Genomic DNA, 14640 nt, shown 5'->3' with positions numbered 1-14640 from the left:
TCGCTAAAGTAGGTACAGAAAGATACAGAGAAAAACTGATGCGCGAAAGAGAGGTACAGTATGAGCGCGGTAACAACGCTTCACAGCCAGGATCAAACGCAAGAGCCAACCATTACAGGGAAAATTGTACAGATTTTAGGTCCAGTGATCGATATGGAATTTCCATCCAATCATCTCCCACAGATCTTTGATGAGATTCGACTGGATCAGCCCGATCTCGCCATGGCACCGGCCTTTGAGGTCCAACAACATATCGGCAATAATTGGGTACGCACAATTGCCATGGGTGCCACTGATGGCCTGAGCCGCGGAATGTCTGTCGTCAGTAGCGGTCGACCAATCTCTGTTCCCGTGGGTCCACAGACGCTTGGCCGTCTCTTCAATGTATTGGGACAGGAGATTGATAACAAAGATCCCATTACGGATTCCCCGCGTTGGAGTATCCATCGTGCCGCCCCCGAACTTATTGATCAGAAGTCAACGGTGGAGCTTCTGGAAACGGGTATCAAGATGATTGATCTCATCTGCCCCTTTATCAAAGGTGGAAAAATTGGAGCATTCGGTGGGGCGGGAGTGGGCAAAACAATCATTATTCAGGAGCTGATGCGCAATATTGCCTATAACTATGGGGGGTACAGCGTTTTTGTAGGAGTTGGAGAGCGCACCCGCGAAGGAAATGATCTGTATCATGAGATGATCGAACGAGGCGTCATTGATCGCGTGGCGATGATCTTTGGGCAGATGAATGAGCCTCCAGGAGCTCGTTTGCGTGTTGCTCTGACTGGTCTGACAATGGCCGAGTATTTCCGCGATGAGGAAAAGAAGGATATCCTGCTCTTCATTGATAATGTCTTCCGCTTTAGTCAGGCTGGTGCTGAAGTCTCAGCTCAGTTAGGGCGGATACCTTCTGCTGTTGGCTATCAGCCAAATCTCTCGGAAGAGATGGGCGAGCTTCAGGAACGCATTACATCCACAACGAATGGCTCAATCACATCCTTGCAAGCTGTCTTTGTACCCGCCGACGACTATACCGATCCAGCCACAGCAACAACTTTTAGTCATCTTGATACGACAGTTGTGCTAGAACGCTCACTCTTCGAACTGGCGCTCTTCCCTGCCATCGATCCGCTCGCCTCAACCAGCCGCGCCCTGGCTCCAGAGCTGGTTGGGGAGAGACACTATCAGGCTGCAAATGGAGTCAAAAAGCTGCTGCAACGCAATCGCGAGCTTCAGGATATTATCAATATCCTGGGCATGGATGAGCTCACTGATGAGGATAAGACCATCGTAGCTCGGGCTCGCAAAATGCAGCGTTTTCTCACGCAGCCATTTCATGTGGCCGAGAATTTTACTGGACGGGATGGCCGCACAGTCTCTCTGGCCGAAACCCTGCGCGGCGTTTGCGAAATTCTGGATGGCACACATGATCTGGTTCGTGAGGATCTCTTCTACATGGCTGGAGGGATCGACGAAGTTTTGGAGCGCCATCAAAAGTCTCTGAACGGGTAACGCAGGTTCCTCTGCTAGAAACGCCAGGTCATCTCAGCATGCTCTGGCGTTTCTCCCTGTGGTCCCGGCCAGATCTCGCGTAGATATCCTACGACCCCTTTTGCAGCCCGCCAATCCTGTGGATAGCCGAGTGAGACCTCTTCAAAACGGACTCCATTCCGATAATACGTCCCTCGCATATGCAGATGCCCATAAATAGCGACACGGGTGGGAAAGCGTTGATGCCAATCTTCAGTCTGGCAGGTTCCGCTCCAGAGCGAGATCTCTGGATGACGCATAAAACCTAAGGGATACGCTTGAAACGGAAAGTGGTTAATCAGAATAAATTTCAAGCCTGGAGCCTGGACCGCCTGTAATCTCTGTTCCGTTATCCGAAGACGCTCCTGACACCAGGCGTAACGTGAAGGATAGGGATTAGGATAGAGCACTATCTCGTCACGGAAGACTATTCCAGCTTTGGCCGCCCAATCTACTGCATCTTCTAACGGGACCGTGGCGGGTCGAAAACTATAATCATAGAGGAGAAACAGGGGTGCAAGGACAAGGGTGGGATCTTCCGGCCAATGAATATAGGAATCTTCGGGGGTCAATACGCCGCACTGCTGGCAGAGAGAGACCAATCGTTCGTACTTAGCAACGCCTCGTGGCTCATAGGCATCCAGACACCAGAGGTCATGGTTACCCGGCACCCAGAGCACCTGTGCAAAACGGGGACAGAGCACAGAGAGCGCAAACTGAAGCTGCTCCAACGTCTCACCAACATCGCCTGCCAAAATCAACCAATCATCTGGATAAAAAGGCAGGGCTTCCAGAGCCTCTCGATTTGCAGCATAACTCAGATGAATATCCGAAATTGCGTAGAGTTTTCTCAATTTAAACCTCTTCACATGGGGTGTGAGACACAACACGCCTCATCCTACTCTTCCCATTATGATGATCCTCTAAATTTTATCATAAAGCACATGTGAACACAATAAAAAGGCAAACAAGCAGTAATGGAATATACCTGCTTTTTACCGATGTTATCCTTAAAAGGAGGGTCGAGAAAAGGAAGGTCTAGCGAAGACCAATCCTCATCTCGATAGTCTAATTATGGACATATGTTATTTCTGTGTTTTGAACAGAGAGGAGCTACTTCAACAATGGCAACTATTCCACAAGGGTATCAGGATCTGTTGAATACCAATGCACTGGCTCATGTTGCAACCGTTGGCGCTAAAGGCGAGCCTCAGACTACCCCTGTCTGGTTTGGTTGGGATGGCCAGCATATTCTCATTAGCCAGACCAAAGGGCGACAAAAATACCGCAACATCCAGCGCGAACCCCGGATCGCACTCTCCATCGTTGATCCCGCCAATCCCTATCGCTATCTAGAGATTCGCGGAAAAGTCGTGCGCATCGACGAAGATCCCAAACTTGCCTTTATCAATGCCATGGCGAAGAAGTATATGGGAGTGGATACCTATCCCTATCACCAGCCTGGCGACGAGCGTGTCGTGCTCATCATTCAACCAGAACATACAACACAGATGGGCGCATGAATTTCAGCGACCATTGCTCATACCACCCATCAAACAGACCGCCAGATACCTTTATTGGCGGCCTGTTTGATCTCTTTAATCCAGCGCGAGCAGAAATTCTCTGATCTCGTAGCCGGTGACAAGGTCGCTCCAACTGACCTTTGGCTTCTGTGTCATACGCAATTCCTTTAGTGCAAGCAATCGTGTAAGGAAGATATCTGTCTCTTGAATCGCAACATAGGCTCCAGGGCAGCGATGCGCACCATCGCCAAAACTCATTATCATTGTTGGCACACGCTCGCCCTGAAGATCGCGGCCTGGACAGATGACACGTGGATAGTCGCCAACGATCTCCTGGTCAGTATTTGAGCTATGCAGATGAATATTTATCAAAGCGCCCGCTGGAATGCTCATCTCCTGCCCATTCGCTTCAAGCTTGATCTCTGCGGTTGTACGCCTCTGAAGGTTCCCAACAATAGGTTCCAGGCGCAAGATTTCATGCAGAATATCAAAGCGCTTCTCCTCGGACTCAGCAAGATAGCGTTCGCGCAACTCTGGCTGCTCCAATAGATGCCAGGCTGCAACACTAATAAACTCACGGGTAGTGATCATACCCGCCGCCCCATAGGTGACACACTCAACCAGTATTTCTGCATCGCTATACTTCTGTTCGAGCAGATGCGAGATGACATCTTGCTTTGGAGCACGTCGGCGAGCATCAATTGCAGGCTTGACATCCAGGTAGAAGAAGCTAAGCATCCGGCGCTGGGCCCAGATGGCACGAACTTTATCCATGAGTTTTCCCTTGCCCGGCGCAAAGTCCTGCTCAAAAAAGGCTTCAATCCGCTTATCCATTCCAGGAAGGCGGCTATTCGTTAACCCGACAATCTCGCCAGCGACTCGGACCGCTAATTGCATACTGAGTTGGCTAAGATCAATCTTCTTCTCTCGTTTGAACTGCTGAATAAGTCTGTCACTGAGTTCTTCCATCAATTGGCGATAATTATCACTGACGGCTTTCGGCGTGAAAAAACGGGCCGTCTGCTTACGCTGCTGCTGATGGACTTTCCCCTCTTGATACAATATTGGCGTATTCTTCTGATTAGGGATGCGCGTTATTACTTCAGCATTAAAACCTGCCTGCCTGGTATGAGGGCTACGTAAAATGGCTCTTGCTGCCTCAAAACCATAGATATTCCAGATATCGTTAGCCGCATCATAGTTCATGGTGCCATGAGCTGGCTCAATGATCTTTGGCGTCTTCTGTTGGGAAATAGTCGTGTGATCAATAGGACATTTAGCGAGGGTAGGGGTATTCCCCTCCATTGCTTCAGCATGTGTTTGCATCTAATCTGCTCCTCAATCCTTGTGGCACGCTCGTGTGGGCGAGTATCTTCATTGCTATTCTGATCTATAGTGAATCATATGATCCACTATAGATCAGAAAATAGGAACAGGTCAAGAGGATAGAAAAAATGTCTGCTTATCGCGTATAATGCACAAGGACCTTTTGGTGATAGAAAGAGGATAGTACGATGCTCGATCGCAGAGTCAAACGCACGCAACAGCTCCTGGCTAATGCATTGATCGCTTTAACTTTAGAGAAAAGCTATGAAGAGATTAATATTCGTGAGATTACAGAGCGGGCAGATATTGGCTATGCAACATTCTTTCGCCATTATCCAGATAAGGATACCTTGCTGCATGCCGTCCTGGCAACAGTTTTTCATGAGCTCTCTAAACATTTATCCATAGCCTTTAGAGAAGATGCCACCGGGACAGGGGGAGCTCTGTTTCACTATGTTCAGGAGCATAGTGAGATTATTCGTGTGCTTCTCAAAAGTGGCGAGACATCTGAGCTTGTCAAACAAGTCCTCTCTCTTTCGGAACAAAAGATGCAGGCGGATAAGCCGTTGAACCAGAACCCCATTGTCCCCTTTGAGATTGCGCTCTACCATAATGTTGCTTCAACAATCTCGCTTATCCAGTGGTGGCTTGAGCATGATATGCCTTATGCACCAGAACAGATGGGCGCTATCTATCAAGAGTTGATTGTGCGCCCAACAGGTATGCTCCATTAATGCTATGGGAAGGTACCCACCAGTTACTCATATCTCTCTTAGCCTTCTGCTAAAAAAATGTCCCTTTTTTATCTTCCTCTAGAGGTAAGAGTACTACAACAAATGAATGAAAACATAAATGAACAGCGGCATATCTACCTTAATAAGGTTTTCCAAGTGTATGGAAATATAAGTCTCCCACTTGGAGCTGGTCTTCGTTTCTCGCTCTTACAGGTCTTTCAACCACTACGTCTGCGTCAGGGAATTGCAGATCCAAATTCGTCCGATGTTGATTCTGACATTGATACGGACGAAGATGAAGAACAAGCTCTGGAGATTATAGCGGATAGTGTGATCGAAGCTCTTCGGCAAAGCACCCACAATCGCCTGGTTATCCTTGGTGCTCCTGGTACAGGAAAAACAACTGTGCTCAAACATCTCTTGTATCATCAGACGCAATTGGCTCTAAAGGACAGCACTGCTCCGCTGCCAATATTTCTTTCTCTTCCCCATCTGGCAACACTGGAACTGGACCTGCCAGCCTATCTCTCTCAGATTGCGTACGATCTAGGCCTGGAAGCCGGTTATGGACAGACTCTCTGGCAGGCTATCCAACAAGGGCAAGCGGTCGTCTGTTTAGATAGTCTGGATGAGGTATTTCCAGGACTGCGGGCCGGTATTATTGATCTAATCAATGAGTTAGCTCAAATAAGTGGCAATATCTGGATTATAGGCTCACGCTTTACTGACTATAAAGGGAACCAATTTCAATCAGGGCAATTCCTGGAATGGGAACTTCAGCCTCTTGGCTATGAACATCGTTTACAGCTTGCCGCACGCTTACTTCCCGAACTTCAGTATCAGTTAACAGGCTCACTAGACACATATGATAAACTTGATCCATTGGCCTATGTTCAGGCTCTTAGTGAACACCAGCAGGCTGCAACCTGGGGAGCTAATCCCCTGCTCTTTAGTCTGGGAGCAGTAGTCTACCTGCGACGTGGCAATCTTTCTGGCAGTCGGGCTATGATCTATCGTGAAGTCATTGGTGCACTGTTACAAACACGTGCCACTAACAGGGATCTTCTCCCGATTCTGGCTCAGGTGGCTTTAGCGCTCTATCAGGTTAGAGGACGCACATTCTCGTCAGATGATCTCCGATTGGCAATACATCACGTTTCTATGGTATGGCAGATACCCTGGGAGAAGAGCGAAGTCTATACCCAGATACGTAACTCAGGAGTACTCGATACCATTACAAATCAAGTGTATAGTTTCCGCCACCAGACCTTTCAGGAATATCTTGTTGCTTCGGGTATAGCCTCACGTCTGATGCATCAGGATAGAGCAATCCAGATAGCTGCCCGCCACTTTCTCTGGAGCAAACATACCTACAGCCGTTGGAACGAGATTGAGCGCCTTGTCGTTGGTATTTTAGTGCAAGAATATGGCGAACAGGGTAAACACCAGGCGATAATCTGGATCAAACAGCTCCTTGAGCAACGGAGTGATCCCGGTAACCTTAGCCTGGAGCTAGCCATCAAAATACTTGGAGAAGTTGCTGAGTTAGAGGAATGGCAATCCCCAGAAACACAGAAGCTTGAGGAGATGGCTGCCACTATCTGGAGCCAGATAGTTTTAGGCATGGAAACTGTTGAGTTCGATCTATATAGTAGAAGCAATTCGCAACGCTCTGATCGCTATCTGCGTATGGCCGCTGATATTGGACGCTTAAATATCAGCGCACAGTTGAAAGTACTTGAACCCTTCGTTGAAGCTCTCGTTAAAGGTGGACACCGGCACTTTATAAGAGTTCTGGGTGCCATCCATTCTCACTATACGACACAATATCTACTGCAAACCCTCAAAAACAATCCACAGGGCAATTATCAACGTAGCATTAGAGCTGTTTTTATGTATTTAGGCGAATTTGCGCCCATTGAATTCTTATTGGACGACCTCCGTAGCGAGGACTATTCCTGGATTAACTTAGCGAGACAATCACTTAAAGCACTTACTCCCTATGTTCCAACTAAAAAGCTCATCCCTATTCTCTACCTTAATACATTTAGTCGTTCGGCAATAGCAGCCGATATATTACAAACAATAGCTGTTACCAGGGAGTTGCCTCTACAGGAGCTCCTTACTGCCTTGCATGAGGGAGAGTGGAAAACTTCTTTCTATGCCGCTAAGATACTTGCCTCAATACAACATCCAGCCGCAATCGATTTTCTCTTTGCCCAACTCAATGATCCTCTTACCAATCATCGTGCAATGGCTGTGACAGCACTGGGTGAGTACAAATCTCCAGCCATCCTGGAGCGATTATTCACCTTACTCGATGATAAGGAGGTAAACGTACGCAAGAATGTACTACAAGTCTTGAAGGCACAGGGGAGAAATGCGCCGCTCCTTCCACTGCTTCACCTCCTCAATGACCCTGATTATATGATACGCCAGGAGACACTCACGCTATTGGAACAGTTAGGAAAGTCGGTCCCACTGGCCCCAATTATTCAGGCAGCCAACGATTCTAAGACATGTGTACGTGCAGCTGCTATCAAGGTCATGGGGACATTGGGCGAGATTGCTCCTCTGGATCTCATTATCCAATTCACAAATGATCCAGAACCAGAGATAGTTACTAGCAGTCTTCTCGCATTAGGCAAGTTGGGTCATCGAGCCCCCATAGACGTACTTATACGCTTCCTTAAGAACCCAAATTATATTTCTTCTGCGTTAGAGGCACTTAGCCAGAAGTCAGTAGCCGAACGTGTCCCTCTTCAGACACTATTTGCTGTCTATGAACAGAATTGGCGGAACCAATCAGAAATCAGGGAAGCATTCAGCCGCAAAAAAAATCCGCTAGCACATGCTCTTTTGCTCAAAAAGCTTTGTGAACCCTACCATTTCAGCAATCCACTTACAGCGACATGGCTACTGACATACAAGCAGGCTGGTCTTACGATCGAGGAGCGTATAAAGATCGTCGAGGATGTGTGTGATCCTCCTTATTGCAGGGCAATACGTATTCTCGGACAATGGGGGTCTCAGGACGCTCTTTCAATAATACTCAAAGCCGTCACTGATGAACGATTGGCTGTTAGTGAGGCGGCCACAGAAGAATTATGCAAACGCGCTGATGAGCTATCGCAAACAGATCTTTTAGATCTTCTGACACATAGATATGCCTGGGTGCGGATTCATGCATTACGGATTCTGACGAAGTGCAGCGTGCTACCACCATTAGCTCCTCTCGTTGAAGCCCTTCACGATCAGGATTACGAGGTCCGGGCCACTGCTGCAAAACTGCTGGGGCGCTATCCAGATGAAGCTCCAATTGAAGAAATCTTAAACGCCACTCTGGATGAAAGCTTAATGGTATGCAGGGAAGCAGCTATTACTCTGGGAAAAGTAGGAGCGCGTAATCCTGCGTTAGCGGTTGCTGGCGTACTAAGATTACTAGAACGCCAAAATGCGATTACCCTATCCGTTGATTTTGATGAGGAGGAGCTATTTGAAAATATCTTGATCAATGTAAGCAAGTTTACTCCCGCCGAAACGTTGCTGCAAATCATGTATACCTCAGCCTCTGATCACCCCTTTGCCGTTGCAAAAGTACTTGGATCGATGGGAGAACGCACGCCTATTGAACAGCTATCTCAGGCATTATTGGAGCATCCGAATTTTGCTATTCAACGTGCTGCTGCTTACGCATTAAGTCAGACCGGAAAACTTGCCCCAGTCCCAATACTCATCAATGCTCTGAGTCAGAAAAAGAATCAGGAGATCCGTAGAATAGTGATTGCAGCATTGGTGAATGCAAGCAAGTATGGGAATGTGCCGGACGATGTATTTTTGCAACAGATTCTGGTCAGGCGAAATTATGATACCTATCTGCCACTTTTTGAAGCCTTTAATGCGCAGGAAAAACTTGTTCCGGTAGAGATTGTTGCTGAAGCATTAGAACATCTCTCGTGCAAAAACATATCTTATGTCATCCAACATCTCAATCTCTTCCCAGATTTGCTTATTCGCCTACCAGAAAAGCTTGTTGTCGAGTCTCTAGCTTTATACGCTTTTCAGCATTTAAACAAAGAGAGCGCGAGCATTCCAAATATACTTCACCACATCTCCTTAGATCAACTATTCATCGCGCTGACACATCCTATGAGAAATATCCAGCTTGGAATATTAATCCTCCTCGCCTATTATCCAGCAGCCATTTCACTAGATCCCATACTTATAACACTTCATGACCCCGATTCAACTGTGCGTCGTCAGGCTATCGAATGCCTGCAGAGCCGCCCTGAACAGCTACCCATTCAACCACTCATCGAATGCCTACAAGATAGTAATGAGTACGTCTGCCAGGAGGCTATCAGCGCGTTATCGAGCCTGGGCGCGCAGGCCCCTATGTCTGAATTTATGCGTCTGCTCTCAGCATCAAATGACAATATCCGCTTTACTGCCATCCAGGCATTGGCCCAACCAGGTCTCATTGAACAGGTCCCAGCTGAGATCTTTCGGAATGCGTTAGAAGATATGTATCAGTTTCACTCACCACAAATAATCCTCGAAGCTTTTTTCAAGAAAGATCCATTGCGTGCGACAGAGTATGCTATCTCAGTGGTAGGCTGCAATCGTGAAGATCTCGCACTAGCTGCTTTCCAACTTTTAAGGCAGCACCAACCTGAAATTATTCCTGAGATCTTACAAGAGGCTGTTTCTCTGTTCGCTGGCAGTAGGCCTGGCCGTTTCTTTCAACAGCTCAGCACTTACTTTATTGTTTGTGTTACTAAATATGTCTCGAGAGAGCAGGTCGAACCCGGATGGATCAACCGGCTGGGTGAACTCTTAGATGGGCCTGATTGGGAGGTACGTGCTCAGGCTGCACAAAATTTTGGCAGCCTGCAACGTACTATTCCTGATACAATCATCCGTCAATTGCTACGTTTACGCCATGATCCTCATTCACGAGCTGTTCGCACGTCTGCCGATAAGGCACTGGCGGCCATTCTCTCGCTTGAGAATGGTCTTGAGGATGATTAGATCTTAACCTTCAGTCAGGACAATGGGCTGCCAATCGCTGCTATCGTACTCAGGATAGGCAATCTCCCAGATATGTCCTGGCTCCTCACGCGTCTCCCAACGCCGTAGGGCATCTAACAACACTTTTCGTTGGAGATCATGCTGTCCTGGTCCGCCCAGACTATTTCCTAATTTGAAATGCTCGGGAGCAATGGCACGCGGCGGACCAGCGGGACGAGAGTGCTCAGGGGCGACTGTGATGATCACTGTAGGTATTCCCGCAGATTCCACCTCACGAGCAATATAACAGACGACACGATGACATAGGGGACAGCCCGCCGTCAAAATAACGCCATCTGCCTTTGAACGCACAATGATCTTTGCCATCTCAGGGGCTGCACGCTCATAAAGATCGCGAAAGTTCTGGCTAAACCCCATAAAACCGAGATGCTTATCACTAACACCCGCGATAATGCCTTCCGCAGCCAGTTCACGGAGCCGGTCAATGGGAAAAATACAGTTGATATCTTGATCGGCATCGCGATGATCGTAGTGCTCATGCGTAACCATCAGTTGCTCTGATTGCACATCACCAGGAATAAGCCGCCAGCTATTATCGCCATCTGTATTAAATGGCTCCTGCTCTCGTAGATGCACGCCTGCCGTAGTGATCAGCGCAAACGTGCTCTCTTTGACTTCTCGATTACGTGGCGTATAGGGGATGCATCGCTTTGACATTGCCATAAATTACTTTTCATCCTTTTTACTGTGCTTGTCTCAGTCTACGCTTGGCAGCCTGCTGTCTATGTACTCATCCTCATTATAGCGCAAAGTTGGGAAGAGAGAATACCATCCCTGCTGGGGGTCACTCACTGTCTCCTCTCTTCTTCTTCAATTCGTTATGTATTCGTTGTAGCAAGCGATCAATAATACTACAGGTTGTTGGTATTTCGGATATTCTCAAGCGATCCGGTATGCAGCTTGTACTTTGAGGATGGCAGGAAACGGTCAGACCTTCTTCACCTGAGATTTAAGGAGATATTCATGTCTAAAGTACGTGCCTGGGGAGCTCATAAAGCGAAAGACAAATTTGTTCCATTTGAATATGAGGCTGGCGAACTTGGCGATGAGGAGGTTGAGATAGCGGTTGAATATTGTGGGCTCTGTCATTCTGATCTCTCTATCCTGAACAATGATTGGGGATATTCTGTCTATCCGCTCGTTGCTGGTCATGAGATCATTGGTCGTGTGGTGGCTCTTGGCAGAGATGCAAAAGGGTTGAGTATTGGTCAGCGCGTGGGTGTTGGTTGGAATGCTGAGAGCTGTCTCCATTGTCGGCAATGTCTTTCTGGCAATCAGAATATGTGCCCGGAAGTGAAGGCTACAATTGTTGGCCATTATGGTGGCTTTGCTGAGCGTGTACGGGCACAGTGGGACTGGGTGATTCCTATTCCGGAGGCTCTGGATAAGAGTGCCGCTGGCCCTCTTCTCTGTGGTGGCATCACGGTCTTTACGCCGTTCTATGTCTTCGATGTGCAACCAACGCAACGAGTAGGCATCGTTGGGATTGGTGGACTTGGACATATGGCTGTTAAATTTGCAGAGGCCTGGGGTTGTGATGTCACTGCCTTTAGCTCAAGTCCAGCCAAATTTGAGGAAGCAAAGTCCTTTGGGGCCAACCATGTTGTCTCGAGCCGCGATAGCGATGCTATTCGCGCAATGGCTAACTCGTTGGATCTCATTCTGGTCACTGTCAATGTCGGCCTCGATTGGCAGGCTTTTATTGGAGCATTAGCACCCAGAGGACGACTGCATTTTGTAGGGGCTGTGGCGGAGCCAGTACCTGTTGCTGTTCCAGCTCTCATTAATGCTCAGAAAAGCATCTCTGCTTCACCTTCAGGCTCACCTGTAGCTACGATTGATATGCTCGATTTCGCTGCACGTCATCATATATTGCCGCAGGTGGAACACTATAAGATGAGTCAGATTAACGAAGCCTTTGATCGCTTAAAATCGGGAAAGGCTCAATATCGCATCGTCCTGGAAGCGGATTTTGCCTGAAGTTTATCTCTTGTGCAATAAGTTCTACTTCGATGGTTCGTGCCATCACTATCCGCACTGGATGCTCTCTCTCAATAAACGAGAGGAAGCATCCTGGGCAGACAGTGATGTTCTCTATTCTAACCACATGGAAAACTTTTACTTACCGCAAAATCCTTGCGAACACCTCTCATGCGTTTGAACATCATCGTCCTCCTTTTATCCTTTTCATTGGTTACTAAGCTCCTAAATGAGTATAAGGCTAATTTTCTTGTACTTATTTTTATTGACTATAAGAATATCAGGATAGTTACATTTTTGGCCATGTATTTACGTATGGTTTTATTTTTCCATTCGCAATAATTGGAGGATGGATCGAAACAAATGCTCCCTCTTTTTCGTCTTCTTACATATTACCTATGATAACGAATTTCTGGCACTCGCCAGTCTTATCCAATCAATCAAGCTAACACGCACAAAGAAGCAGGCGAAACGAGATCGAATGTTTCTGCGTGTTAAAAAAAACAGACAGCAGGTAGAAATGAGCTTATGAGAGAAGAAGAATATCATTCATCTATCCTCATCGTAGACGACGATGAGGCTCTGCTTCAGGCGCTACCACAAGTAGTATATCTGCGTATGCCCAGGGTACAGGTGACGACGGTTAGTTCAGCGGTTCAGGCCCTTGAGGCTCTGCAGACAGACAAATTCGATACCATCGTCAGTGATGTGAAGATGCCTGGTATGGATGGATTGGAGCTTTTAGGGCGGATTCAAGAACTCAATCCAGAGGTGCCCGTTCTGCTGATTACTGGCCATGGCGATCATAATCTTGCGATCCAGGCTATCCGTAGTGGAGCTTATGATTATATCCTTAAGCCTATTGATCGCGATTCTTTTACGGTTGCGCTCCAACGGGCGTTACAGACTCATCAGATGCGTCAAACCATTGTGCAACAACAACTTGCACTCGAATTACATGCTCAATCACTTGAACAGATTGTCGAAAAGCGGACAGGTGAGCTAAAAGCGGCCAATGAGACAAAGGAAAAGTTTCTGCGCATCGTTTCGCATGAGCTGAAGGCGCCTCTGGAAAATCTGAAGGGGATGGCGCAGTTGCTTCAGCATCAACTCCAACAAGGTGAGTCATCCACAATGGTGATGCAAGGCTTACAGGATATGGAACGTTCGATTATCCGCACTGAGATTCTTACACAGGATCTCCTGGATACATCGCTAATTGAGACTAATCTGTTTGTACTTCATCGCCAACGCTGTGATCTGGTTGAGTTATGTGGCACGTTGCTCCATCAATATACTGCTGGCTCTCTCCACGCCCATCTGAGTGAATTGCTGGGTGAACAGGTTGAAGTCGAGGTTGATGCAGGGCGCATCGGACAGGTTCTTTTAAACTTGCTGTCCAATGCACGAAAATATTCAGCCCCACATACACCAATTACGGTGACATTAGAAAAAGTTGGCTATGAAGCAACGCTCTCGATCCGCGATGAAGGCATTGGTATTGCTGCTGATGAGCTTCCCCATATCTTTGAACAATTTTATCGTGTGCCCAATGTAGAGGTACAGAATGGCGCGCGAGCAGGCATTGGATTGGGTCTCTATATCTCGCGTAAGATTATTGAACGCCATGGCGGGCATCTGGAGGTGCAGAGCGCTCCCGGACAAGGGAGCACGTTCAGGATTGTGCTTCCACTTTTTGTGGATACAGAGCGTCCCCAGAACGAAAGTGCCTCACCGCTCAAGGCGGCCTGGACACTCGCGTATTATGAACACTGACGATCCTCTTTAACGTACAAAAAGTCTCTTACAGATCAAATGTAAGAGACTTTTTGTATGTAGCAGGGAGAAAGATTTAGAGTTTTCGCAGTGCTTCGAAGAGGTCTTCGTTATTGGGCATTTCTCCTGGACTGTGCTGGACTTCGATATAACGGATAACTCCCTCACGATCAATGACAAAGAGGGCTCGCTCAGCCATGCCAGCAGGGTGACGTACACCATAAAGGTCCACAACCTGGCCCTGGGGATAAAAGTCTGAGAGCAATGGGAATGAGGTGTTAATGGCCTTCTCCCACGCAGTCAAAGCATAGGTGCTATCTTCGCTAATGCTCACAACTTCTGTGTCGAAATCTTTAAAGCGCTCGAGCTCTTCCTCATACGATGGCAATTGCGCAGAACAGACGCTACTAAACGCAAAAGGAACAAATGCCAGTACGACGTTCTTTTTTCCGCGCAGATCTGCCAGATGCCAGGGCTCACCATGAGCGGATTTCAGAGTAAAATCAGGCGCGACATCGCCAACTTTGAGTGTTCTGGTCTGTGTACGATTTCTGCTATCCATCAATCTCTATCCTTCCAATACTGCTCTGGTCTTTTTACTCTATGCAAGATATCTCTGTTTCAAGCTTGCGCTGTGACAATTGCTGAGTCCCACACGTCCTAGCATAAAGCAGCAACGTTGT

The 14640-nt window shown here is 47.5% G+C and carries 10 protein-coding genes; 6 read left to right on the top strand and 4 right to left on the bottom strand.

Going from position 1 to position 14640, the window contains the following annotated elements:
- The first annotated feature begins 60 nt into the window (after window positions 1-60).
- A complete protein-coding gene (gene atpD, locus EL628_RS13310; protein WP_126580421.1) occupies window positions 61-1509 on the top strand; it encodes a F0F1 ATP synthase subunit beta in 1449 nt (482 codons plus the stop codon).
- A 14-nt stretch (window positions 1510-1523) separates the two neighbouring features.
- Here the strand turns inward: atpD and EL628_RS13305 are convergent, their stop codons facing one another.
- A complete protein-coding gene (locus EL628_RS13305) occupies window positions 1524-2381 on the bottom strand; it encodes a metallophosphoesterase family protein (RefSeq protein ID WP_126580420.1) in 858 nt (285 codons plus the stop codon).
- 270 nt (window positions 2382-2651) lie between these two features.
- On the opposite strand from EL628_RS13305, the gene EL628_RS13300 reads away from it, so the two are divergent.
- Entirely contained in the window at window positions 2652-3050 is a 399-nt protein-coding gene (locus EL628_RS13300; RefSeq protein ID WP_126580419.1) for a PPOX class F420-dependent oxidoreductase, read from the top strand.
- Between the two features lie 75 nt (window positions 3051-3125).
- Here the strand turns inward: EL628_RS13300 and EL628_RS13295 are convergent, their stop codons facing one another.
- Window positions 3126-4376 carry a cytochrome P450 gene (locus EL628_RS13295; protein ID WP_245994088.1) on the bottom strand — a complete coding sequence of 417 codons (1251 nt, stop codon included), beginning with the start codon at window positions 4374-4376 and terminating at the stop codon, window positions 3126-3128.
- A 188-nt stretch (window positions 4377-4564) separates the two neighbouring features.
- Between EL628_RS13295 and EL628_RS13290 the strand changes: the two genes are divergently transcribed.
- Entirely contained in the window at window positions 4565-5110 is a 546-nt protein-coding gene (locus tag EL628_RS13290) for a TetR/AcrR family transcriptional regulator (RefSeq protein WP_126580418.1), read from the top strand.
- A gap of 156 nt (window positions 5111-5266) precedes the next feature.
- A complete protein-coding gene (locus EL628_RS13285; protein ID WP_161975479.1) occupies window positions 5267-10141 on the top strand; it encodes a HEAT repeat domain-containing protein in 4875 nt (1624 codons plus the stop codon).
- Between the two features lie 3 nt (window positions 10142-10144).
- Here the strand turns inward: EL628_RS13285 and EL628_RS13280 are convergent, their stop codons facing one another.
- The gene (locus EL628_RS13280) at window positions 10145-10864 is read right to left on the bottom strand and encodes a glycine/sarcosine/betaine reductase selenoprotein B family protein (protein ID WP_126580416.1); all 720 of its coding nucleotides are present in this window, start codon (window positions 10862-10864) and stop codon (window positions 10145-10147) included.
- Between the two features lie 300 nt (window positions 10865-11164).
- Between EL628_RS13280 and ahr the strand changes: the two genes are divergently transcribed.
- Both ahr and EL628_RS13270 read left to right on the top strand, forming a co-directional pair.
- On the top strand, window positions 11165-12181 hold the full coding sequence (gene ahr, locus EL628_RS13275; RefSeq protein ID WP_126580415.1) for an NADPH-dependent aldehyde reductase Ahr: 1017 nt from the start codon (window positions 11165-11167) through the stop codon (window positions 12179-12181).
- Between the two features lie 528 nt (window positions 12182-12709).
- Complete coding sequence (locus tag EL628_RS13270) at window positions 12710-13957, top strand: hybrid sensor histidine kinase/response regulator (protein ID WP_126580414.1); 1248 nt, start codon at window positions 12710-12712, stop codon at window positions 13955-13957.
- Between the two features lie 76 nt (window positions 13958-14033).
- Here EL628_RS13270 and EL628_RS13265 read toward each other — a convergent pair whose 3' ends face one another.
- A complete protein-coding gene (locus EL628_RS13265; RefSeq protein WP_126580413.1) occupies window positions 14034-14519 on the bottom strand; it encodes a peroxiredoxin in 486 nt (161 codons plus the stop codon).
- Window positions 14520-14640 lie beyond the last annotated feature (121 nt).

The organism is Tengunoibacter tsumagoiensis (genome assembly GCF_003967535.1).
GTDB lineage: Bacteria > Chloroflexota > Ktedonobacteria > Ktedonobacterales > Ktedonobacteraceae > Tengunoibacter > Tengunoibacter tsumagoiensis.
This window is presented reverse-complemented; position numbering and strand designations above follow the sequence as displayed.